Here is a 20,780-nt window from a genome sequence, read left to right on the forward strand (position 1 = left end):
AGAATAATCTCTAACTTAGCATTACACTTAAAAACTAATTTTATCATGAAAAAACTTGCACTAACATGCACATTGCTTTTAAGCGTTGCATCTACATCTGTTTTAAAAGCACAGGCTTCAGATCCTTTTCTAGGACAAATCGCATTTGTACCTTACAACTTTGTTCCAAAAAACTGGGCAGCGTGTAACGGACAATTATTAGCAATAGCACAAAACCAAGCACTTTTTTCTCTTTTAGGCACTCAATACGGAGGAAATGGAACCACTACATTTGCATTGCCTGACATGAGAGGAAGAGTACTTGTACATGAAGGACAAGCTCCCGGAGGACCAACTACCTATACAATGGGACAAACCGGAGGATCAGAATCTGTTACCTTACTAGTAACACAAATGCCGTCTCACTCCCATACCGTAAATGCAGTAACGGCTGAAGGAAACCAGAACTCTCCTACCAATGCACTTCCGGCAGATACAAAAATTCTGGATAAAGAATATTCTGACGCAACTGCAAATACAACGATGAAGTCAACAATGGTAAATCCGGCAGGAGGAAACCAAGCGCATGAAAACAGACCACCGTTTATTACTCTAAAATGTATTATCTCTTTACAAGGAGTTTTCCCATCACAATTTTAAAATATTATGAAAAGTCTATACTTATTATGTCTGGCTCTCGGAAGCTCGGCTTTCGCACAGACAATTACATTCAATGGCTGTCATAATTTGTTTGACAACAATAATTATGTTTTCAATAAAACTGGAGTTGATACTTTTAATAAAGGCATTTACATTACTACTCCTGTTACTGGAGATCAGGATTGTGGAGGATTGGGAACATGCGAATTTAAAATCCAGTGGAATAATACTTTATCAAGATGGGAATTTCTTGCAGATGACGGAAACGGAACTTTTGCAAACCCTAATTTGATCTATTATAATTCTACTGGAAATAATACTTTCTTACAAAATCCACCTGCTATCACGTTCGGAAACTTGGGTAGAAAATACGGCAGTTACCTCTGGAGCTTGTGGAGGAAACCTTACTGCCACAAACTCTACAATGACAGGAGACCTGCACAGTACCTCACTTGCAACTTCAGACGTAAAAATAGACGCAACAAAGATCCAGATTTTCCCGAATCCTGTAGCTGATGTTATCAGAGTTTCAGGTATTAATAACGGACAATCGATTCAGATCTATAATATGGCTGGTCAATTGGTGAAGTCTGAAACTTTCGATCAAAAAATAAATGTTTCTGAGCTTAGTTCAGGGGTTTATTTGTTGAAAATTAATACGAAAAATTTCCAGACTCATGAATTTAAATTCGTGAAAAAGTAATTTCTTTATAAGATCATTATTTTATATATTAAGCCTTCGGATTTTTTCGGAGGTTTTTGTTTGGAATATAATAAATCAAAATACCTACTATATTACAGAATATATTTTCATTTGTAACCTCAAATCGATTGAATAAATAAATCGACACTCAAAATGTTATGACTAAGGAACTTTTTTTGTACAAAACCTCACATGCCCTCATCAGTAGTCAACAATTACAAATACTTTCCGGAAACTGAAATATTAAGAATCATATATCAGTCGGGAGCAGTTTATGATTATCTGAAAGTACCGCAGGAAATCTTTGACCGATTCAAAACAGTACAGTCTAAAGGACGATTTTTGAATTACGTCATTAAGCCAAAATTTAAATATAAAAAGATTGAATAAGCGGATCGTTTTTAATATTAATTTAAATAAACCGATTGCACATAATTAAATACTTATCGTTAATTTTATTCTATAAATGATTAAATACAATATCTACTAACCAAAATCACTAAAAATATGATCTTAGAAAAAGGAACTTCAGCACCGGATTTCGAACTCCACTCTACTCCCGATCAGAAACTGAAACGTTCTGATTTTTTAGGCAAAAATCTCATCTTAGTTTTTTATCCTGCGGATTGGAGCCCTGTTTGTGGGGATCAGGTTGCTTTGTATAATGAAATGTTGAGCATTTTTCATAAATATAATGCAGATATTGTAGGGATTTCTGTCGACAGTTTCTTGGTGTCATGATGCTTTTATGGCAGATCGAAAATTACACTACCCTCTTCTTGCAGATTTTAATCCTAAAGGTGAAGTTTCAAAAAAATATGGCGTTTATAATGAAGAAAACGGAACTTCAAAAAGAGCATTATTCGTCATTGATAAAGATGGGGTGATTCAGTGGAGTTATCTCTCACCGGACGGAATTAATCCCGGAGCTGATGGAATTATTGATGCATTAGAAAATTTAAATCAAAACTCATAATCTATGTCTACATTAAGAATTCCAATCGATCCGAATGACCATGTTCAGGGAAATCCGGAAACTGCGAAAATCGTTTTAGTGGAATATGGAGATTATCAATGTCCTTATTGCGGACATGCTTTTCCTTTGGTGAAGCAATTCGTTGAAGAATATGGCGATGATGTAGCTTTTGTGTTCAGAAATTTTCCTTTGACGGATTCTCATGAATTTGCAATGGCAGCCGCAACAATTGCCGAAGCTGCAGGAAAACAGGGTAAGTTTTGGGAAATGCACGACCTCATCTATGGCAATCAAAATATATTGAGCGAGGAAATGCTGAAAGGATGTGTAAAAACATTACAGCTTGATTTTAATAAAATTGAAAACGATATTAGCACCGCAGATTTACAGGATAAAATTGAAAATGATTTTGAAGGCGGTGTAAGAAGCGGCGTCAACGGAACTCCATCCTTTTTTGTGAATAATCAGAAGTGGGAAGATTACGATGGAACATATGATTCTTTTGTTGACCTACTTTCTTAGTCGAAGAATTTAAATATTGGTTTTGGCTAAAGTCAAATTTGTTAATCGCTTATTGAAAACGGACTAAAACCCACTCCTATTGATAAAAATCAAAGTCAAACAAAAAAATAAGGCTACCTCAGTTTGAGATAGCCTTATTCATTATATTTAATTTATTATTATAAAGAATAATTCGGAGCTTCCTGCGTGATGATTACGTCGTGTGGATGAGATTCCTTCAATCCGCTTCCTGTGATCATTACCATTTTTGTTTCCGTTTGTAAAGCGTTGATATCTTTAGCTCCACAATATCCCATTCCGGCTCTTAAACCTCCTGTTAATTGGAAAATTACTTCTTCTAAAGATCCTTTGCTTGGAACTCTTCCTTCAATTCCTTCCGGAACGAATTTCTTAGCCTCACTTTGGAAATATCTTTCTTTTCCGCCTCTTTTCATGGCAGAAAGACTTCCCATTCCCTGATACGTTTTGAATTTTCTACCCTGGAAGATAATTTCTTCACCCGGAGCTTCATCCGTTCCTGCTAAAAGTGAACCCAACATTACTGCTCCTGCTCCACTTGCGATCGCTTTTACGATATCTCCTGAAAGCTTAATACCTCCATCAGCGATTACAGCAACATTTTTAGTCTGAGCATATTCGTAAACGTTGTAAATAGCAGATAATTGAGGAACTCCAACTCCTGCAACAACTCTCGTTGTACAGATAGAACCCGGACCAACACCCACTTTTAGAACGTTTGCTCCTGCTTTAATTAAATCTTCTGCAGCTTCAGCCGTTACGATATTTCCACCTACAATATCCAAATCTGGATATGTTCTTCTGATCTCAGAAATTTTATCTAAAACTCCTTTTGAATGTCCGTGAGCAGAATCGATACCGATGATATCTACTCCAGCCTGAACCAAAGCAGCAATTCTATCTAACGTATCTTCACCAACGCCAACTCCGGCTCCAACGATCAAACGACCGTTTTCGTCTTTGTTTGCATTCGGGTATTCTAATTGATTGTCAATATCTTTAATGGTAATTAAACCAACCAGTTTATTGTTTTTATCAACGATAGGAAGCTTTTCAATTCTGCTTTTCAGAAGAATTTCTTTTGCTTTTTCAAGATTGGTATCTTTATCAGAAGTGATCAGGTTTTCTTTCGTCATGATCTCCTCAACTTTCATATCAAGGTTTTCCTGATATTTCACGTCTCTGTTGGTGATGATACCGATTAATGTATTTTCAGCATCTACAACAGGAAGACCGGAGATTTTATATTTCGCCATTGTTTCTTTAGCCTGAGCCAAAGTATGATCTTTAGAAAGCGTAACAGGATCTGAAATCATTCCGTTTTCTGAACGCTTTACACGATTAACCTGTGCAGCCTGTTCAGCGATCGTCATGTTTTTATGAATAAATCCTAAACCGCCGACTCTTGCCAATGCAATCGCCAATTCAGCTTCCGTCACCGTGTCCATCGCAGCAGAAACTATGGGAACATTAAGCGTAATTTTGTCGGTAAGTCTTGATTTTAATGAAACCTGGTTAGGTAAAACTTCAGAATAAGAAGGAACTAGAAGCACGTCATCGAAAGTGATGGCTGTCTCTACAATTTTGTTATGAATAGACATCTTTACTTTCTTGCAAAATTAAGACATTTTGGCGAGATACGAAAATCGATTTTGATAGTTTAAATAAAACTTAATAATCAATAACTTAAATCGAAAAACCGCCCTTAATTCAGGAACGGTCTTCTTGTACAAAATAAAATTTAGTATATGATTTGAATATGAATGTGCTTATTTGTCTGTTGCCGAAGCAATCATTTTTGAGATATCATCTGCCGTGAAACTGCCCTTTACATCTACAAAAACCAACTCTTTGTCTGAGTTTACAGTGATGAGCATATTTTTGATCTCGTCCCCTTTTTGCTTTACCCGAATATTTACATTATCGCCGTCATGTTTTATGGTTGCCCAATCTTCGTAATTGTTGTCATTTAAATAATTAGCAAAATCTTTCAACATTGTTCGATCCCCATTTTCTACTGTCAAGACCTTAATTTTCGAAATTTTTCTAATCATCTGAATAATTTCCTCATTATCTTTCCCATCTTCCCGCAATGCTTTTTTAATAACAGGCTTTGCTAAAAACATCGGAACATTGATGCTAGTAAATCTTGCTCCTTTAAAATCGTTTCCCGAGTCTGAAAAGTAAGCCATATTCGGTCTTCCGGAAACAATGCAAGACTGCATCAGAAACATCGTACACACGATTAGAAAAATGTTTTTAAATATTTTCATAGCAAGTTGGATTTAGTGTTAAAAATTTTTAATCAATTTGTTTTAAAGATCCGCCAGACATTTTGCTGATATCAGAACTGATTTCCGGATTTCCTTTATATCTAATCAAACCTCCTGAAGATGCTTTTGCCTTTAATTTTTGAACTGCATTTACAGAAATACTTCCTCCTGAAGTAGATTCTACTTCCACCTGATTCACGGTGAAGTTTTCCCCTTTAAAAGCTGCGCCGCTGCTGATTTCGAAAATCGCTGTTCCGGCTTGTCCTCCAATGTTTGTATTTGATCCGCTTGAACCTTTGAACACAAAACTCTTAGAATTCACCTCAACTTTTACGTTCGTTCCCGAAGTCGCTTCAACATTGGTATTATTTGAAATATTGAATTTCCCTTTCACCACAGAAACCTGAAGAGGCATCGATTGTAAGATTATTTTCATTTACAGAATTAACTGTTGTAAAAGTCGCTCCCGAAGATGCTTTAAGATTATCCATTCTTGGCGAAGAAACATTAACGCTGATATTTTTGAACTTCAAATTTTTCTGTCCTTTATTATCAACATACACCTTCAAAACTCCGTTTTCCACTTTCGTGATGATATATTGAAGCTTGTCTGCATCAGCAATTACTTTCACATTGGTCGGGCTTTCCTGTTTGAAAACCAGATTCACACCCGTACTCACTTGAATTCCCGAGAATTCGCCAACACTTCTAGATTCACCATTCAGATAAGATGGATTATTTTCTGACGTGATGTTGTTTCTTATGTTGGTAACAGGATTAATCTTTGTCTCAGAAGAATTCACAATTCTGCTGATATCATCCATCGACAGTTTCCCGTCTAGTTTTACCAGAATACTTTCTTCACCGCCACTGTCAATACTTAACAACACATCATCCAAAATCCCGTTTTTTTCTTCTGCAGAAAGGAATTTTATTTTCGCACCACCGCTGTTCATAGTCATGATTTCGCTGTAGTTCAGATGACTCAGGTAAGAAGAAATATCTTTGTTGATTTGTGCTAATTTCTGACCTTTAACAGATTTTCCGTCTGTAGATTTTTCAGCAATTAAAACTTTCAAACCCGTAATTTTTGCTAATAAAGGCTTTATCTGATCCAATTCTGCATCTCCAAGATCCAAACTGCTCAACATTCCGAACATTGGTTTTGCAATTTTGATGGAGGTTACGCCTTCCACTTCCTGATATTTCTCAAAAAGCTGGTCTAGTTTATCCTTCTCCTGCCCATATACATTGAAAAAGGGGGAAAGAGCAAGTGCTAATATTATGATTATTTTTTTCATGAGTCAATTTTTATTTATTTGATTATTGCCTGATCAATGCATAATCTTTTTTTAAGGTTAATTAATAATCGTCGTCCACGACTGTAGGTTTTGCTAGTTTTTCACTTACGTTATTTGCAAATATTTGGAATGAATACTTAGTCACATTAATGGCTTCTTCTACATTTTCGATTTTTTTCCCGTTCACGATTACGTAAGAATCTTTGTAGCCTGTAGAATCTTTTGGAGCTTTATTATAAGAAGAATTGTACACAAATTTTGGTTTTCTTTCTTTCTTCAATCTTCCTCTTTTCGGTAAAATTTCATCTAAAACATCTCTTTCGGCAACCGTACTTTCCTGGAAGATTGAATCTTTTTTCGCTCCGGAAATAGAATCAGAAGCATGATTCAAAGCTACCTGTTCCTGATGATCGCTGTTTTCTTCAATGAAATTATTTTTCTGCTTTTTAATCTGATTTTCAACCAACTGCGCTTTATCTTCTACATCAGAATTTTTATTCTCATTAAAAATAAATCCTATACTCAGTAACAAAGCTACGCTTGCTGCCATCCAGAACCATTTCGGAAACGAAGGTTTTGTTTTCGTATCGATCGGGATAATCGGCGCTTCATTCTGAACCTCATCTTCTTTTCCTTCTGCTTTTTTCAGGAAATCTTCAAAATCCCAATCCATTTTTTCTTCCTTAATATTCTGGAAGATCTCATCGTATTTATTTTGAAATTTGTCGTTGCTCATAATTCATCAATTGTGAAATTTGTTCTTTTACTTTTTGTCTGGCTCGCATAAGATTTACTCTTACTGCATTTTCTTCCATTTCCAGCATTTCTGCTATTTCCGAGACTTCATATTCTTCTACATCTTTCAAATGGATCACTGTCTTTTGTTTTTCCGGAAGCTGATTGATGAAACCGATAATATGTTCCTTCAAATTATTCACTTCCATACTGTAAAGCTCTGAGCGATGAAGTTGCATATCTGCAAAACCCAACTTTACATCGTGATGCTTCAATCTGTTCAGGCATTCGTTCCGGACGGATTTCAAAGCATAGGATTTCAAATTCCCGAACTGCTCCAGCTCTTCCCTTTTCTGCCAGAATTTTATCATCAGATCCTGCACCACATCTTCTGCTTCATCACTGCTCATGACAAACCTTTTCGCAAAGCGATACATCTCATTTTTGAGAATAAATACCGTATTCTTGAAAATTTCCTGAGTCATAAGTTTTGTTTCTATTAGTAAGACAATCAGTTTTTACATTTCATTACATCAAAAACAAAAAAACTTCAAAAAATATTGAAGTTTCTTTTATCATTACGTTAATATGTATCAAAAATATATTTAAAAATAGCCTTATCATCGTCTGTTAAAGGCACTTTTCTTCTTGCCATTGCTTTTTCTGCAACTTCGTAGGCTTTGTCTAATTTAAATCTTTCATCATCTTTAAATCCGCCCCACGAAAAATTTTCAATCAGATTAGGAGGAAAACCTTCTTTAAAAACATTGGAAGCGACGCCTATTACCGTTCCCGTATTTAATTGAGTATTAATCGCCGTTTTAGAATGATCTCCCATAATTAACCCTGCAAATTGCAACCCTGTATCTTCAAAAGATTTCGTTCTGTAATTCCAAAGTTTTACGTGACCATAATTATTTTTAAGATTGGAAGAATTGGTATCTGCTCCGAGATTACACCATTCTCCGATCACAGAATTTCCTACAAAACCGTCGTGACCTTTATTAGAATAGCCGAAAATAATGATATTATTAACCTCTCCCCCAACTTTACAATGAGGACCAATGGTCGTTGCGCCATAAATTTTTGCGCCTAAATTAAATTTAGATTCTTCACACAGCGCGATCGGACCACGAAGATTACAGCCTTCCATCACCTCAGCATTTTTGCCGATGTAGATCTTCCCGGTTTTGGTATTGATGGTTGAAAACTCAATTTGAGCGCCTTCTTCTATAAATAAATCTTTTTTATCTCCCAAGAATCCGTTGGTTGAAGAAAGTTCCTGCGATGTTTTTCCTTTTGTTAATAATTCAAAATCAAAATCGATAGCTTTATCATTATAAGTGAAAAGGTCGGTCGGCTTTTTAAAGAAAACAAGCTCTTCCTTAATATCAGTCATTTTTTCAATCTGATTCAAAGAAAAACCATCCATATTAATTTTTGCAGCCACTAATTCATCTTCATAAACCAACGCTTCTCCTTGTTTCAGGTCTTTTATCTGTTGGATAATATTTTCCGTCGGTAAAAAATTCGTCACCAAAAAAAGGCTTTCTTTCTTTTCAGGTTCTTGGAATTTGTTTTGAAGATAAGCTTCTGTGAAAAAAGAAATTTCTGTGTTTTCTAAAATTTTCTGCCATCTTTCGGAGAAAGTAAGAATTCCGCATCGCATTTCTGCAACAGGACGGGTAAATGTAAGCGGAAGAAAATCTTCCCAATATTGTGCATCTGAGAATACAAGTTGCATTTGAGTAAAGTTTTAGGTTTGCAAGCTGGATGATGGAAGCCGGGAGTTTACAATCCCCATATATTTCCAAAATCTGCTTTTTACAAAAATACAAATACTAGGATTAATTCAAATTTTAATTATGATTAAATCCACAAAAAAAGTCTCCCAAAAAATTGGAAGACTTTTATTATTTTTAATAGCAAAAAATTACTTAGCGAATTTTTTGTATTTGTTCATGAACTTATCAACTCTACCTGCAGTGTCAACTAATTTAGTTTTTCCTGTGTAGAAAGGGTGAGAAGTTGAAGAGATTTCCATTTTGATCAATGGGTACTCTTGTCCTTCGTACTCGATACTGTCTTTTGTTTCTGCAGTAGATTTGCAAAGAAACACCTCGTCGTTACTCATATCTTTGAAAACAACAAGTCTATAATTTTCTGGGTGAATTCCGTTTTTCATAATACAATTTTTTAAAAAATTAAGGTTTGCTTTCGAAATAGTAATGGATATTTCTCTGCTAATTTTAGGGTGCAAAAATACAATTTTTTTTTTAATTTCCAAATATGCTTCCAATATTTTTTTCTAGATAAGAAATTCAAAGTATTTTCGTTAAATTTGAAATCTATTTAAACTTTAATTTCGATGAAATTCAAATTATTACTGGCTTTTTCTTTTTGGATGCTTCTCATGGCTGTATCTTGTAATAAGGACGACATTAATTTTGATGCGCCTTCTCAAGAGTTAAGCTTTTCAAGAGACACGGTTTTTTGTGACACGGTTTATCATCAGGTTCGCTCTGAAACATATGCTGTAAAGGTATATAACAATGAAGACAAGGATATTCTGATCCCGAGAATTCAGCTTGCAAAAGGGGCAACTTCTTTATACAAGATCAATGTAGACGGAAAACCGGGCTATGATTTTAAAGATATTCCTTTAAGAAAAAAAGACAGTTTGTATATTTTCGTGGAAATTGCTCCGGAAGCTACAGGTCCGGAAGCGATTGCGGAAGATAAAATTCTGTTCCAAAGTCCTTTCGGGCAACAACAGGTGGTTTTATTCTCTGTCGTTCAGGATGCAGAATTCTTTATCCAAACTCCTTCAAACCCGAATGTTATTACTTCTAATACAACATGGACGAATAATAAAGCCAAAATCATTTACGGGAATTTGACGATTGATCAAAATGTTAACTTAAATATTCAGGCGGGAACAAAAGTTTATTTCCATAAAAACAGCGGAATGAAGGTCTCGACCGGAGCTACTTTAAATATCAACGGAACGTTGGCAAATAACGTAACTCTGCGAGGTGACAGAAACGATCCGGCTTATGATACGATTCCTAAAAACTGGAATTCTATTAAAATGGATGCAGGTTCTACCTTAAATATGAATTACGCAAGGCTTTTCGGAGGTACAAAAGGTCTGGACATGAAACAGGCGAATGCTACAATCAATAATTCTTTCATCCATACTTTTCAGGAATATGGAATTTATGCAGTTGCTTCAACAGTTACTGCTAAAAATTTAGTCATGAACAACTGTGGCGAATCTGCGATTGGCATTTTCAAAGGCGGAAACTCACAATTATACCCATTCAACAATTGCCAATTATTCTGATCTTCTGAACTCATACAACAGAAACGGGATTTTCGCCACCAATGAATGGAAAAACGAAACCAACCAGACAGAACAAGGTGCTTTGATTCTTAATGTAAGAAACAGTATCGTCTATTCTGATCGTGATAATGCTGTAAGTTTTGAACAGACTCCCGGACAATTATTTAATTTTACGATTCAAAACTGTTTAATAAAATATTCCAACACTTCAGAAGCAGGCTTCGATTTTGACACCAATACAAGTGTAACGCAGTCGCTTAAAAATCAGGATCCGTTGTTTGTTAATTATTTTGCGGCTCAGATGAATTTGAGGGTGAAACAAAATTCTCCTGCAATCGGAAAAGGAAGTACAACCGTTGCTGCAACAGTTCCTACAGACATTGCGAATGTTTCGAGAACTTCAAATCCGACCATCGGAGCTTATCAGTATTTTTAAAAATTTATATTTAAAAAATGGATTTTAATATTACAAAAATCGGAGGTTTTATTGTATTGATTTTAATTTATCTTCTTGTCAGAAAGTTTTTCAAAAAGGTTGCTGATGTTACTGAAAAGATAGGAGAATCAACCGAAAATACAGAAGAATTGAATAGATTAAAGACAAAAATCATCCTTCTGGAACAAAAGATCAACAACAACCCATAATGGAAATTACAAATCTGCAGCAGCAAGTCGATGAATGGATAAAAACCATTGGTGTTCGTTATTTCAATGAACTGACCAATATGGCAATGTTGACGGAGGAAGTCGGTGAAGTTGCAAGAATTATTGCAAGAAGATATGGCGAACAAAGTGAAAAGGAAAGTGATAAAAGCAAAGATCTGGGTGAAGAATTGGCAGATGTACTGTTTGTAACTTTATGTTTAGCCAATCAAACCGGAGTGAATCTGCAGGAAGCTTTCGACAAAAAAATGAAGATAAAAACTGATCGCGATAAAGATCGTCATCAAAATAATGAAAAATTAAAATAATGCAGGAAGATGGATGACAGAAGCCGGAAGTTTAGAATATTTAAAAACTTCCAGCTTCCTACCTCCAACTTCCCGACTTAGAAGAAAACAATGAAGAAGCTAGAAAAATCAAAATTAACAGGAAATAAAACCATACAAATCAGCGGTTCGAAAAGTATTTCGAATCGTTTGTTGATTTTAGAAAGTTTGTTTGCAACCATACAAATCGGGAATCTTTCCAATTCTCAGGATACGCAATTGCTAAAAAAAGCATTGTCGGAGAACACAGAAACGGTCGATATTCACCATGCGGGAACGGCGATGCGTTTCCTTACGTCTTATTATTCTATTCAGGAAGGAAAAACTACGATTCTTACCGGCTCAAAAAGGATGAAAGAAAGACCGATTAAAAATCTGGTCACTGCTTTACAAAATCTGGGCGTAGAAATTGAATATATGGAAAATGAAGGTTTTCCACCTTTGAAAATTAAAGGAAGAAAAATCACTGAAACCAAAGTGGATGTTCCGGCAAATATTTCGAGCCAGTTCATCACTTCTCTCCTACTTATTGCCGGAAAATTAGAAAACGGATTAGAGATAAATCTTGTTGGCGAAGTCACTTCACGGTCTTATATTGAAATGACTTTGAGCATTTTAACTAATTTTGGAATTAAAAGCAGTTTCATTGGAAATACCATCAAAGTTGAACCTTTTACCAACAATCACTCATCGATTGTGAATTACGAAGTGGAAAGTGACTGGAGTTCTGCATCATACTTCTACTCTTTTGCCGCATTGGGAAGAGAAACCATGCATCTGAAAAGTTTTTACAAAGAATCAACTCAGGGAGATTCTGCGATTGCAAAAATTTATGATGAATTCTTCGGAATTAAAACAACTTTCACAGAAGACGAACATCAATTAACGCTTCAACCGGTTGAAAATTTTCAGTTTCCGGAAAAGATTGTCTTGGACATGAATGATTGTCCAGACATCGCTCAAACGCTTTGCGTAACGGCTGCAGCGTTGAAAATTCCGTTTGAAATTTCAGGGCTGGGAACTTTACGCGTCAAAGAAACCGACAGATTGTTGGCTTTATACAACGAATTAAAAAAGCTCGGAACAGAGACTGAAATCACAGATTTAACGATTAAATCCATCAGTTTTAATGATCCGGAAGATAATATTTCAATTAAAACCTATCAGGATCACAGAATGGCGATGAGTTTTGCGCCGTTTTGTTTAATTAAAGAATTGAATATTGAAGAGGAAGATGTTGTGGAAAAATCTTATCCGATGTTTTGGGAGGATTTGGAAAATTTATTAATTAAAGAATAAATGAAAAAGTTTTCCATTTTAATCTGTTTTTTAATTCCACTGTCATTTTGGGCACAATATCTTTTGCCTAATGAGGAAATCATTTATTCATTCGACACAAAAAACGGAAAAAGAATGTCTTTGGTTAAAGACAAAACGAATAAATATATTCAATATCGTTTTGGAACTAAAAACAAAATTGAAATCGAATTTCCTAAAGAACGAACAAAAGAAAGCTGGAAAAAATTTCATTACAATTCATATTGGCGAGGCGGAGGTGTACAGAATGCGGGAATGGAAATAGATAATCTTCAATTTAAAAATAATGGTTTTGAGTATTTATTGTTCAGAACATATCATGCAGAAGGGGAAATTTATTCTGCCGGAATCATAATTACAGACAGCAAAGGAAAAGAAACCAGAATTTCGGGAAATTATAACACAGTAAAAGGTTGTATTTGTGATCTTCAAGACACAAAAATGATTGAAAAAGAAGACATCGGCTTAAGTTTTTAAATTAAAATAAAAAAAATTGAATAAAACTATAATCATCACAGGAAACCTCATCAGGAATCGGTTTCGTATTAGCAGAATATTTTGGGAAGAAAGGTCATAAAGTGTACGGTTTGAGCCGAAAACACACCGAAAGTCAGTATTTTAAATCTATTCCGACGGATGTTACGGATAATGATGCGGTACAACATGCGATCGCAGAAGTTTTGAAAACAGAAACCAGAATCGATGTGCTAATCAACAATGCAGGAATGGGAATGGTAGGTTCTGTGGAAGATTCTTCAAAAGAAGATATTTTAAAATTATTCAACCTTAATTTGGTTGGTGCCGTTCAAATGATGAGTGCGGTGATGCCAAAAATGCGTGAAAATAAATTCGGACAAATCATCAATGTTTCCAGTATCGGAAGCGAAATGGGATTGCCTTTCCGTGGATTTTATTCGGCTTCAAAATCGGCTTTAGATAAAGTAACTGAAGCGATGAGATATGAAGTCTATCCTTGGAACATCAATGTTTGTTCGCTGCATTTAGGTGATATAAAAACCAATATTGCAGAAAACAGAGTACGAACAAAAGTTTCTGAGCCGTATAAAAATGTCTTCGACAAAGTGTATGGTTTGATGAATTCTCATGTTGGTGACGGAACCGAACCGTTGGAAGTTGCAGAATACGTAGATCAACTTTTAACTAAAAATAAATGGAAAGCTCATTATTATTTTGGTAAATTCGGGCAGAAAATCGGAGTGCCTTTGAAATGGATTCTTCCGCAGGGAACTTACGAGAATTTAATGAAGAAATATAATAAACTGGCTTAGTTTCAGTTAAACTTATTAAACTTTTTATTTTTAATTACAAATCTTCTTAAATAAAACAGCATTTTTGTCATTCCGTAGGAATCTATGCAAAATTTAACGTAAATAGTTAATATTCCTACGGAATGACAAGCAACCGGATTTTTTTAAACTCTGTATTAATTGAAGTTAATTTTAAAAATATTTTTTGTCCTGTTTTGCGTTTTTGTACAAGCGCAGAAGAAACATTATTTTCTTATCGACTCTGAAACTAAGGTCAGAAAAAAGGTGAAGGATTCTACTTCTGCCGTGAAATTTCTGGATTCTCTGGCTCAGAATAATTACTTTTTCACTCAGCTGAAAGAGGTGAAGAAAATTGGCGACAGCACGGAAATCATTTATGATAAAGGAAAAAATTTCAACGAAACGTACGTGAATCTTTCCGATTCAATTTCTCAGAGAACTAAAATTCAGAAGGAGTTTTTTACTAAAAATTTAGATTCGACCAAGAAAACAATTAATAAGACTTATATTGATGACGGTTTTGCGTTCAGCAGGATTAAGACGAAATATAAAGGTCAGAAAAAAGGCTATCCGATCGTAGAACTCGAGATTAATAAAAATGATAAGAGAACGATCGATAATTTCGTAGTAAAAGGCTACACCAGTGTTCCTAAAAGGTTTATGAAAAATCTTGAAAAAGAATTCAAAGGAAAAACTTACGACGACAAAAACCTTATTGCTATTAATAAATCTTTCCAGGGTCATCAGTTCGTCACGTTGGAAAGACCTCCGCAAACGCTCTTTACGAAAGATTCTACGAGTATTTTTCTGTTTATGGAAAAGAAGAAAACAAACAGTTTTGACGGGGTAATTGGTTTCGGAAATGATAAAACGGATAAATTCACGTTAAACGGAACGCTGAATGTGAATTTCAGAAATATCTTCAACAGTTTTGAAACGGTGAATTTATATTGGCAGAGAAACCCGGATAAAGGGCAGACTTTTGATCTTCAGGCTGATGTTCCTTATCTTTTTAAATCTAATGTCGGTTTGAATATGAAGGTGAATATTTTCAGACAAGATTCTACGTATGCCAACGTGAAAGCGCTTCCTGCTTTCTATTATCACATTAATTCGAGAAATAAGATTGGTTTTAGAGGAACCTTCGAAAGTTCAACCATCATCGATACGCTGTATGTTCAGGGGAAAGATTACAACAAAAAAGGGCTTGGAATCTGGTATGAAATGGTAGAAACCGACTGATATTGATCTTTTCCTCTACAAAACAAAGATCAGTGCAGGATATGACTATCTTACAACAACTTACACGAAAGACAATATAAAATCTCCGCAAAATCAGTTTTATTTTTTCGGGGAACATAATTATCATATCAACGGAAATCATTTCCTCAACATAAAAGCGGAAGGCGCAATGATGGACTCAAAGATTGATTTCTCCGCCAACGAACTCTACCGTTTTGGAGGCTGGAATTCTATGCGGGGTTTCAATGAAAATTCCCTCGCCGCCGACTTTTATTACTACGGAAGTTTAGAATACCGATACCTTATAGGAAATCAGGCTTTCTTTGATGTTTTCGGACAATACGGACAACTCAACAACAAATCTCTGAATGTAAAACCCAAGCTCTACAGTGTCGGACTCGGTTTCAATTTCTTCATTCCGATCGGGTTGATGAGCTTCCAGCTTTCCAATGGTAACGAATTTGGAAATCCTTTTAAATTTAATGATATAAAAATACACTGGGGAATTCTCAGTAGATTCTAGCTTAAAAAGTATCATCAATCCTATATAATAATACCTTTTAAAAAACTAAAAATTTGTGAACCTACCACAGTTTTTTCCTTTATACTTGTATTAACTTTTCTTATTGTCTCACCATGAAATGATATATTTATCGTAATATCCTATTAAAACTGAGGTAACAAAGCCGGGCTAAATTTGTATTCAAAAAAATGAAGAAGACTTTAGCTACTTTTGCAATTCTATTGCTCCCCCTCTATCTTACCGCTCAGGAAGTCAATATTTCCGGAAATGTAAAATCAGAAAATGGCGACACTGTTTCGGGCGTAAACATTACTGATAAAAACACGGGAAAGACCGCCATTACTGATGAAAGCGGTAATTTTACAATTTCAGCAAATCCAAAAGACATTCTTGAGTTTTTTTCACCGGAGTTTTCTTCCTACACGATTGAAATTTCAAACAGAAGAAATTATTCGGTTGTTCTAAAAAAGGTTAACGAAAAACAGATTGAAGGCGTTGTAATTACCGCTCTTGGTATCGCGAAAAAGAAAGAAAAAATAGGATATTCTACGCAGGAAGTCGGGACAAAACAATTTGAAACCATCACTACACCGAGTATAGGAAATTTATTTTCAGGACAGGTTGCCGGTCTTAATGTCTCCAATCCTACGGGAATGCAGCAGGCTCCGGAATTTACGTTAAGAGGAAATTCAAATTTGGTTTTCGTTATTGATGGCGTCATTGTTGAGAAAACGGTTTTCCAGAATTTAGATCCTAATAATATCGACAATATCAATGTGTTGAAAGGAGCGACAGCTTCTGCTCTTTACGGTTCGAGAGGTCGATACGGAGCTGTTTTAATTACTACAAAAAGTGCTAAAAAGAAAGGTTTCACGGTTGAGTTTTCTCAAAATACAATGGTGACAGCCGGATTTACCAACCTTCCGAAAACACAGACCGAATACGGAAACGGTTCGCACGGAAAATACGAATTCTGGGACGGAGCCGATGGTGGAGTAAATGATGGAGATATGATTTGGGGACCAAAATTTGTTCCCGGTTTAAAAATCGCTCAATGGAACAGCCCGATCAGAGATAAAGTTACCGGACAGGTCATTCCTTGGTATGGAGGTGTGACTGGAAGTCAGTACAATGATAAATCGAGGTATGAAAGAGTTCCCATTGACTGGCAATATCACGATAATCTTGCTACTTTCCTGAAACCTGCGGTCATTAATAATAACAATTTCTCGATCAGTTATAAAAATAATAAAGATGTTTACAGGCTTTCGGGGAATTTCATGAATTATGACGACAGAGTTCCTGATTCTTATTTACAGCGTTATGGAATGAATTTTTCTTCTGAAAATCATTTTGGCGAAAAATTTATTTTTGATACTAAATTTAATTTTACCCAGACTTTTACTCCGAATATTCCTAATTACGACTATAATCCGAGTGGTCACATGTACACGATTTTGATTTGGATGGGAGGTGATGTAGACGGAAGAGATCTTAAAAACCACATGTGGATTCCCGGACAACAGGGAACTGCGCAAGCCAACTGGAAACTATGCTTGGTACAACAACCCATGGTTCGGAGCTGAATATTACAAAAATAAAAACAGAACCAATGTTCTCAATGCGCAAACAGGTTTAGAATATAAAGCAACGAACGATCTTTCGGTAAAAGGAAAAATCTCTCTTGTCGAAAATCACAACAAGCAGGAAATCCTGAGTCCGTATTCTTACTTCAACTATAGCGCACCAAGAAGTGGCGGATATATTTTGAACGATACCAAAACATGGAATCTTAACTACGATGTTTTAGCAACCTATAAAAAGAAAATTTCTGACAATTTCGATTTTGCGATCAACGCCGGAGCTTCCGCTTTTTACTATAAAAATGATGTTGATAATGCTTCAACAGACGGGTTGAAAATTCCTGAATTATACACATTAGACAATTCGGTCGGAGCTGTAAAATATTATGATTATTTAAAAGAAAAATTAATTTACAGTGCCTATACAACGATTGACATTGGTTTGTACAACGCATTTTTCCTGAACGTTTCAGGGCGTAACGACTGGTCTTCCACCTTACCGAAAGCCAACAGATCGTACTTCTACCCTTCTGCTTCATTAAGTGCCGTGATTTCAAACCTGGTTAAAATGCCGGAAGCGGTCAACATGTTAAAATTATCTGCTTCCTGGGCAAAAGTAGCGTATGATTTTCAGCCTTATTCGACCAGAAATTATTATGTAAACAATAGCGGAATTACATTTAACGGAAATCCAACGTATTATTATCCGACTACTTTAAATGTTGAAAACTCTTTAAAACCTGAACAGACAAAATCTTATGAATTGGGTTTGAGCGCAGGATTATTCAACAACAGAATTACTTTTGATGCGACGTATTTCAGAACGTTGGATTATAATAATATTCTTCAGTTTCCTGCGGCACAATCTTCAGGTTTCACGTCTCAATATGTAAACGGAAACGAATATACAACGCAAGGTCTTGAGATTTCATTAGGTTTAACACCGATTAAAACAAATGATTTCACTTGGAAATCGTTAATCAACTGGAGTACGTACGAACAAAAACTGACTTCCATTTATGCCGACATGCCGAATTACAACAACATCAAATTGGGCGAAAGAATGGACAGTTATTATGATATAACGTGGCAAAAATCTCCCGATGGAAAAGTAATTCTGAACGCCAATACAGGAATGCCAACAAAGTCAAATACTCCTACAAACTTAGGACATTTCAATCCGGACTGGACGTTTGGTTTTACCAACACCTTTAAATATAAAAAGTTTACGTTAAATGTAGGAATCGACGGAAGTGTCGGTGGTGTCATGAGATCGCAGGTCGTGGAAAAAATGTGGTGGGGCGGAAAACATCCGAATTCTACAGCCTACAGAGATCAGGAGTATGCAAATCCGGGTACTTATTATTTCGTACCGGATGGTGTGAATTATAATTCTGCAACAGGAACGTACACTCCACACACAAAAGCAATCAGCTTCCAGGATTGGGCACAAAATTATCCTTATCAGGCGAGAGTAACAGAAGATGAAAGCGAATTATTTGCCAACGTTTTCGACAGAACCTTCGTAAAATTAAGATCCGTAGTGCTGGAATACGACTTCTCTTATCTCTTAAATCCAAAAGGAATGGTAAAAAGTTTCACCGCCAATATTTCAGGATATAATTTAGCAATATGGAAAAAATCTAAAAACCTGTATTCAGATCCGGATTATAAAATCGGAACAGGGAATGATATTCAGGATCCTTCAAGCAGATGGATCGGAGTTGGATTTAATCTTAAATTTTAATTAAAAACAGAAAATCAAAATGAAAAATATTATAAAAGCAGTTTTTGTAGTCGGATTATTGGCATTGACTTCTTGTGAATCCGATCTTGATAAAATCAATGAAAACCCAAATGATCAGGCAAGTGTAGATCCAAAATTTCTATTGACTTACGTTTCTTCCAATGCTTTTCAGGTGAATGGTGACAATATGTACGCTTCCAGAATGATGATCGGGACAGACGGAGAAAACACCTATCAATACATGAAATGGAGCGACGCTTCTTTCGATGTCTACACAAAAGGTCTTCTGAATACGGTAAAAATGATGCAGGAAGCCGAAAAGATCAACAATAAAAATTATCAGGCGATCGGTAAATTTTACAGAGCGTATTATTTCTTTAATTTAAGTTTAAAATTCGGAAGCATTCCTTATTCTGAAGCGGTGAAAGGTGAATCAGGAGTTACGCAACCCAAATACGATTCCCAGGAAACCGTAATGGCAGGAATTTTATCTGAATTAAAAGAAGCGAACGATTTAATAAACTCAAACGATAAAATCGAAGGCGACATTATCTACAACGGCGACGCGACAAAATGGAAAAAACTAATCAATTCTTTCCGTTTAAAAATATTAATGACGATGTCAAAAAAAACGACAATCGGAAGCTATAATGTGGCTACGGAATTTGCATCCATCGCAGGAAGCCAGACTTTGATGACTTCGATTACAGACAACGGAGAATTGAAATTTGCAGATGCTGCAGACAGCCGATACACGATGTTCAACAACAGTGGTTACGGTTCGAGTTTGTATATGGCGAATTATTTTATTGATTTATTTAAAGCCAGACAAGATCCGCGATTGTTCACTTTTGCAGCACAAACGACAGGTGCGAAAGAAGCCGGAAAACCGTTGACCGATTTCACAGGCTACAACGGAGGAAATCCTACATCCCCTTATTCTGACAACGCGGCTTTGATTACGGCAAAAAATATTTCAAAAGTGAATGACCGTTTCTACAAAGATGCGACGAACGAACCTTCATCGGTTTTAAGTTATTCGGAATTAGAATTTATTTTGGCAGAAGCTACCGCAAGAGGCTGGATTTCGGGATCTGCAAAGACCCATTATGATAATGCCGTTAAAGCAAGTTTCAGTTTTTATCAGACGTATGTTAAAAATCCGAATCAGTATTTCGCAGGATTTGATGTGAATAATTATCTGGGAACGCCTTTGGTAGTTTATAATAATTCTGCTCCTTTGGCAACACAATTAGAACAAATCATGACGCAAAAATACATGACGATGTTCCACCAATCACAATGGACTTCTTATTATGACTATCTGAGAACAGGTTACCCAAATTATCCTTTACAGACAGGAGTTTCTGCACCGTTCAGATTCAGATATCCGCAAGCTGAGTACAATTATAACAGTGCCAATCTTCAGGCTGCGTTGGTGGCACAATACGGAGGAAGCGATAATATCAATTCTAAACCGTGGTGGCTGCAGTAAAAAATCTAATTAATTTTTAACAATAATTAAAAGAAATCGCAGGAAAAAACCTCTTAACTTGCGATTTCTTTGTATTACAATA

26 protein-coding genes and 1 pseudogene are annotated in these 20,780 nt (G+C 35.7%); 19 read left to right on the top strand and 8 right to left on the bottom strand.

The window, feature by feature from the left end:
• Positions 1-45 precede the first annotated feature (45 nt).
• The 7 genes from J3D55_RS21990 to J3D55_RS22020 all read left to right on the top strand — a co-directional run bounded on the left by J3D55_RS21990 (position 46) and on the right by J3D55_RS22020 (position 2,840).
• Positions 46-639: a phage tail protein gene (locus J3D55_RS21990; protein WP_259134891.1), complete on the top strand. Its 594-nt coding sequence runs from the start codon at positions 46-48 to the stop codon at positions 637-639.
• Between the two features lie 6 nt (positions 640-645).
• Positions 646-1,155, top strand: coding sequence for a hypothetical protein (locus J3D55_RS21995; RefSeq protein ID WP_259134893.1), 510 nt, complete (start codon positions 646-648; stop codon positions 1,153-1,155).
• Positions 1,064-1,342 carry a T9SS type A sorting domain-containing protein gene (locus J3D55_RS22000; protein ID WP_259134895.1) on the top strand — a complete coding sequence of 93 codons (279 nt, stop codon included), beginning with the start codon at positions 1,064-1,066 and terminating at the stop codon, positions 1,340-1,342. The genes J3D55_RS21995 and J3D55_RS22000 overlap by 92 nt, the downstream gene beginning before the upstream one ends.
• Before the next feature lie 192 nt (positions 1,343-1,534).
• Positions 1,535-1,732: a KTSC domain-containing protein gene (locus J3D55_RS22005; RefSeq protein WP_259134897.1), complete on the top strand. Its 198-nt coding sequence runs from the start codon at positions 1,535-1,537 to the stop codon at positions 1,730-1,732.
• 117 nt (positions 1,733-1,849) lie between these two features.
• On the top strand, positions 1,850-2,083 hold the full coding sequence (locus J3D55_RS22010) for a redoxin domain-containing protein (protein WP_259134899.1): 234 nt from the start codon (positions 1,850-1,852) through the stop codon (positions 2,081-2,083).
• 7 nt (positions 2,084-2,090) lie between these two features.
• Complete coding sequence (locus J3D55_RS22015) at positions 2,091-2,318, top strand: redoxin domain-containing protein (protein ID WP_259134900.1); 228 nt, start codon at positions 2,091-2,093, stop codon at positions 2,316-2,318.
• A gap of 3 nt (positions 2,319-2,321) precedes the next feature.
• Positions 2,322-2,840 carry a DsbA family protein gene (locus J3D55_RS22020; RefSeq protein WP_259134902.1) on the top strand — a complete coding sequence of 173 codons (519 nt, stop codon included), beginning with the start codon at positions 2,322-2,324 and terminating at the stop codon, positions 2,838-2,840.
• Between the two features lie 158 nt (positions 2,841-2,998).
• On the opposite strand, the gene guaB is transcribed toward J3D55_RS22020, so the two are convergent.
• The 8 genes from guaB to J3D55_RS22060 form a co-directional block, all read right to left on the bottom strand.
• Positions 2,999-4,459: an IMP dehydrogenase gene (gene guaB, locus J3D55_RS22025; RefSeq protein WP_259134904.1), complete on the bottom strand. Its 1,461-nt coding sequence runs from the start codon at positions 4,457-4,459 to the stop codon at positions 2,999-3,001.
• A 168-nt stretch (positions 4,460-4,627) separates the two neighbouring features.
• Positions 4,628-5,131 carry a DUF4252 domain-containing protein gene (locus J3D55_RS22030; RefSeq protein ID WP_259134906.1) on the bottom strand — a complete coding sequence of 168 codons (504 nt, stop codon included), beginning with the start codon at positions 5,129-5,131 and terminating at the stop codon, positions 4,628-4,630.
• A gap of 28 nt (positions 5,132-5,159) precedes the next feature.
• Positions 5,160-5,567 (bottom strand): GIN domain-containing protein, encoded by a 408-nt coding sequence (locus J3D55_RS22035; protein ID WP_259134908.1) that lies wholly within the window; start codon positions 5,565-5,567, stop codon positions 5,160-5,162.
• Entirely contained in the window at positions 5,497-6,432 is a 936-nt protein-coding gene (locus J3D55_RS22040; RefSeq protein ID WP_259134910.1) for a DUF4252 domain-containing protein, read from the bottom strand. The genes J3D55_RS22035 and J3D55_RS22040 overlap by 71 nt, the downstream gene beginning before the upstream one ends.
• Before the next feature lie 61 nt (positions 6,433-6,493).
• Positions 6,494-7,168 (bottom strand): hypothetical protein, encoded by a 675-nt coding sequence (locus J3D55_RS22045; protein WP_259134912.1) that lies wholly within the window; start codon positions 7,166-7,168, stop codon positions 6,494-6,496.
• A complete protein-coding gene (locus J3D55_RS22050; RefSeq protein WP_259134916.1) occupies positions 7,143-7,652 on the bottom strand; it encodes a GFO_1088 family ECF-type sigma factor in 510 nt (169 codons plus the stop codon). Before J3D55_RS22050 ends, J3D55_RS22045 begins: the two co-directional genes overlap by 26 nt.
• 98 nt (positions 7,653-7,750) lie before the next feature.
• A complete protein-coding gene (locus J3D55_RS22055; protein ID WP_259134918.1) occupies positions 7,751-8,911 on the bottom strand; it encodes a GlmU family protein in 1,161 nt (386 codons plus the stop codon).
• 189 nt (positions 8,912-9,100) lie between these two features.
• The gene (locus J3D55_RS22060) at positions 9,101-9,352 is read right to left on the bottom strand and encodes a type B 50S ribosomal protein L31 (protein WP_259134920.1); all 252 of its coding nucleotides are present in this window, start codon (positions 9,350-9,352) and stop codon (positions 9,101-9,103) included.
• A gap of 183 nt (positions 9,353-9,535) precedes the next feature.
• Between J3D55_RS22060 and J3D55_RS22065 the strand changes: the two genes are divergently transcribed.
• The 12 genes and pseudogenes from J3D55_RS22065 (at position 9,536) to J3D55_RS22120 (ending at position 20,698) form a co-directional block, all read left to right on the top strand.
• Positions 9,536-10,513: a hypothetical protein gene (locus J3D55_RS22065; protein WP_259134922.1), complete on the top strand. Its 978-nt coding sequence runs from the start codon at positions 9,536-9,538 to the stop codon at positions 10,511-10,513.
• Positions 10,452-10,949: a hypothetical protein gene (locus J3D55_RS22070; protein WP_259134924.1), complete on the top strand. Its 498-nt coding sequence runs from the start codon at positions 10,452-10,454 to the stop codon at positions 10,947-10,949. The genes J3D55_RS22065 and J3D55_RS22070 overlap by 62 nt, the downstream gene beginning before the upstream one ends.
• A 17-nt stretch (positions 10,950-10,966) precedes the next feature.
• The gene (locus tag J3D55_RS22075) at positions 10,967-11,158 is read left to right on the top strand and encodes a hypothetical protein (protein ID WP_259134926.1); all 192 of its coding nucleotides are present in this window, start codon (positions 10,967-10,969) and stop codon (positions 11,156-11,158) included.
• On the top strand, positions 11,158-11,484 hold the full coding sequence (locus J3D55_RS22080) for a nucleotide pyrophosphohydrolase (RefSeq protein ID WP_034678907.1): 327 nt from the start codon (positions 11,158-11,160) through the stop codon (positions 11,482-11,484). The genes J3D55_RS22075 and J3D55_RS22080 overlap by 1 nt, the downstream gene beginning before the upstream one ends.
• 90 nt (positions 11,485-11,574) lie before the next feature.
• Positions 11,575-12,801, top strand: coding sequence for a carboxyvinyltransferase (locus J3D55_RS22085; protein ID WP_259134929.1), 1,227 nt, complete (start codon positions 11,575-11,577; stop codon positions 12,799-12,801).
• Complete coding sequence (locus J3D55_RS22090; RefSeq protein ID WP_259134931.1) at positions 12,802-13,296, top strand: hypothetical protein; 495 nt, start codon at positions 12,802-12,804, stop codon at positions 13,294-13,296.
• 16 nt (positions 13,297-13,312) lie between these two features.
• Positions 13,313-14,108, top strand: a pseudogene (locus J3D55_RS22095) (SDR family oxidoreductase).
• A 264-nt stretch (positions 14,109-14,372) separates the two neighbouring features.
• Positions 14,373-15,350 carry a BamA/TamA family outer membrane protein gene (locus J3D55_RS22100; protein WP_259134933.1) on the top strand — a complete coding sequence of 326 codons (978 nt, stop codon included), beginning with the start codon at positions 14,373-14,375 and terminating at the stop codon, positions 15,348-15,350.
• Positions 15,351-15,501: 151 nt separating this feature from the next.
• Positions 15,502-15,873 (top strand): BamA/TamA family outer membrane protein, encoded by a 372-nt coding sequence (locus J3D55_RS22105; protein WP_259135220.1) that lies wholly within the window; start codon positions 15,502-15,504, stop codon positions 15,871-15,873.
• Between the two features lie 188 nt (positions 15,874-16,061).
• A complete protein-coding gene (locus J3D55_RS22110; protein WP_259134935.1) occupies positions 16,062-17,459 on the top strand; it encodes a TonB-dependent receptor plug domain-containing protein in 1,398 nt (465 codons plus the stop codon).
• A 181-nt stretch (positions 17,460-17,640) separates the two neighbouring features.
• Positions 17,641-19,203, top strand: coding sequence for a SusC/RagA family TonB-linked outer membrane protein (locus tag J3D55_RS22115; RefSeq protein ID WP_374759514.1), 1,563 nt, complete (start codon positions 17,641-17,643; stop codon positions 19,201-19,203).
• Positions 19,204-19,222: 19 nt separating this feature from the next.
• Positions 19,223-20,698: a SusD/RagB family nutrient-binding outer membrane lipoprotein gene (locus J3D55_RS22120; protein WP_259134937.1), complete on the top strand. Its 1,476-nt coding sequence runs from the start codon at positions 19,223-19,225 to the stop codon at positions 20,696-20,698.
• The last annotated feature ends 82 nt before the right edge of the window (positions 20,699-20,780 follow it).

It is taken from the genome of Chryseobacterium ginsenosidimutans, from assembly GCF_024807225.1.
In the GTDB taxonomy this organism is placed as follows: domain Bacteria; phylum Bacteroidota; class Bacteroidia; order Flavobacteriales; family Weeksellaceae; genus Chryseobacterium; species Chryseobacterium ginsenosidimutans.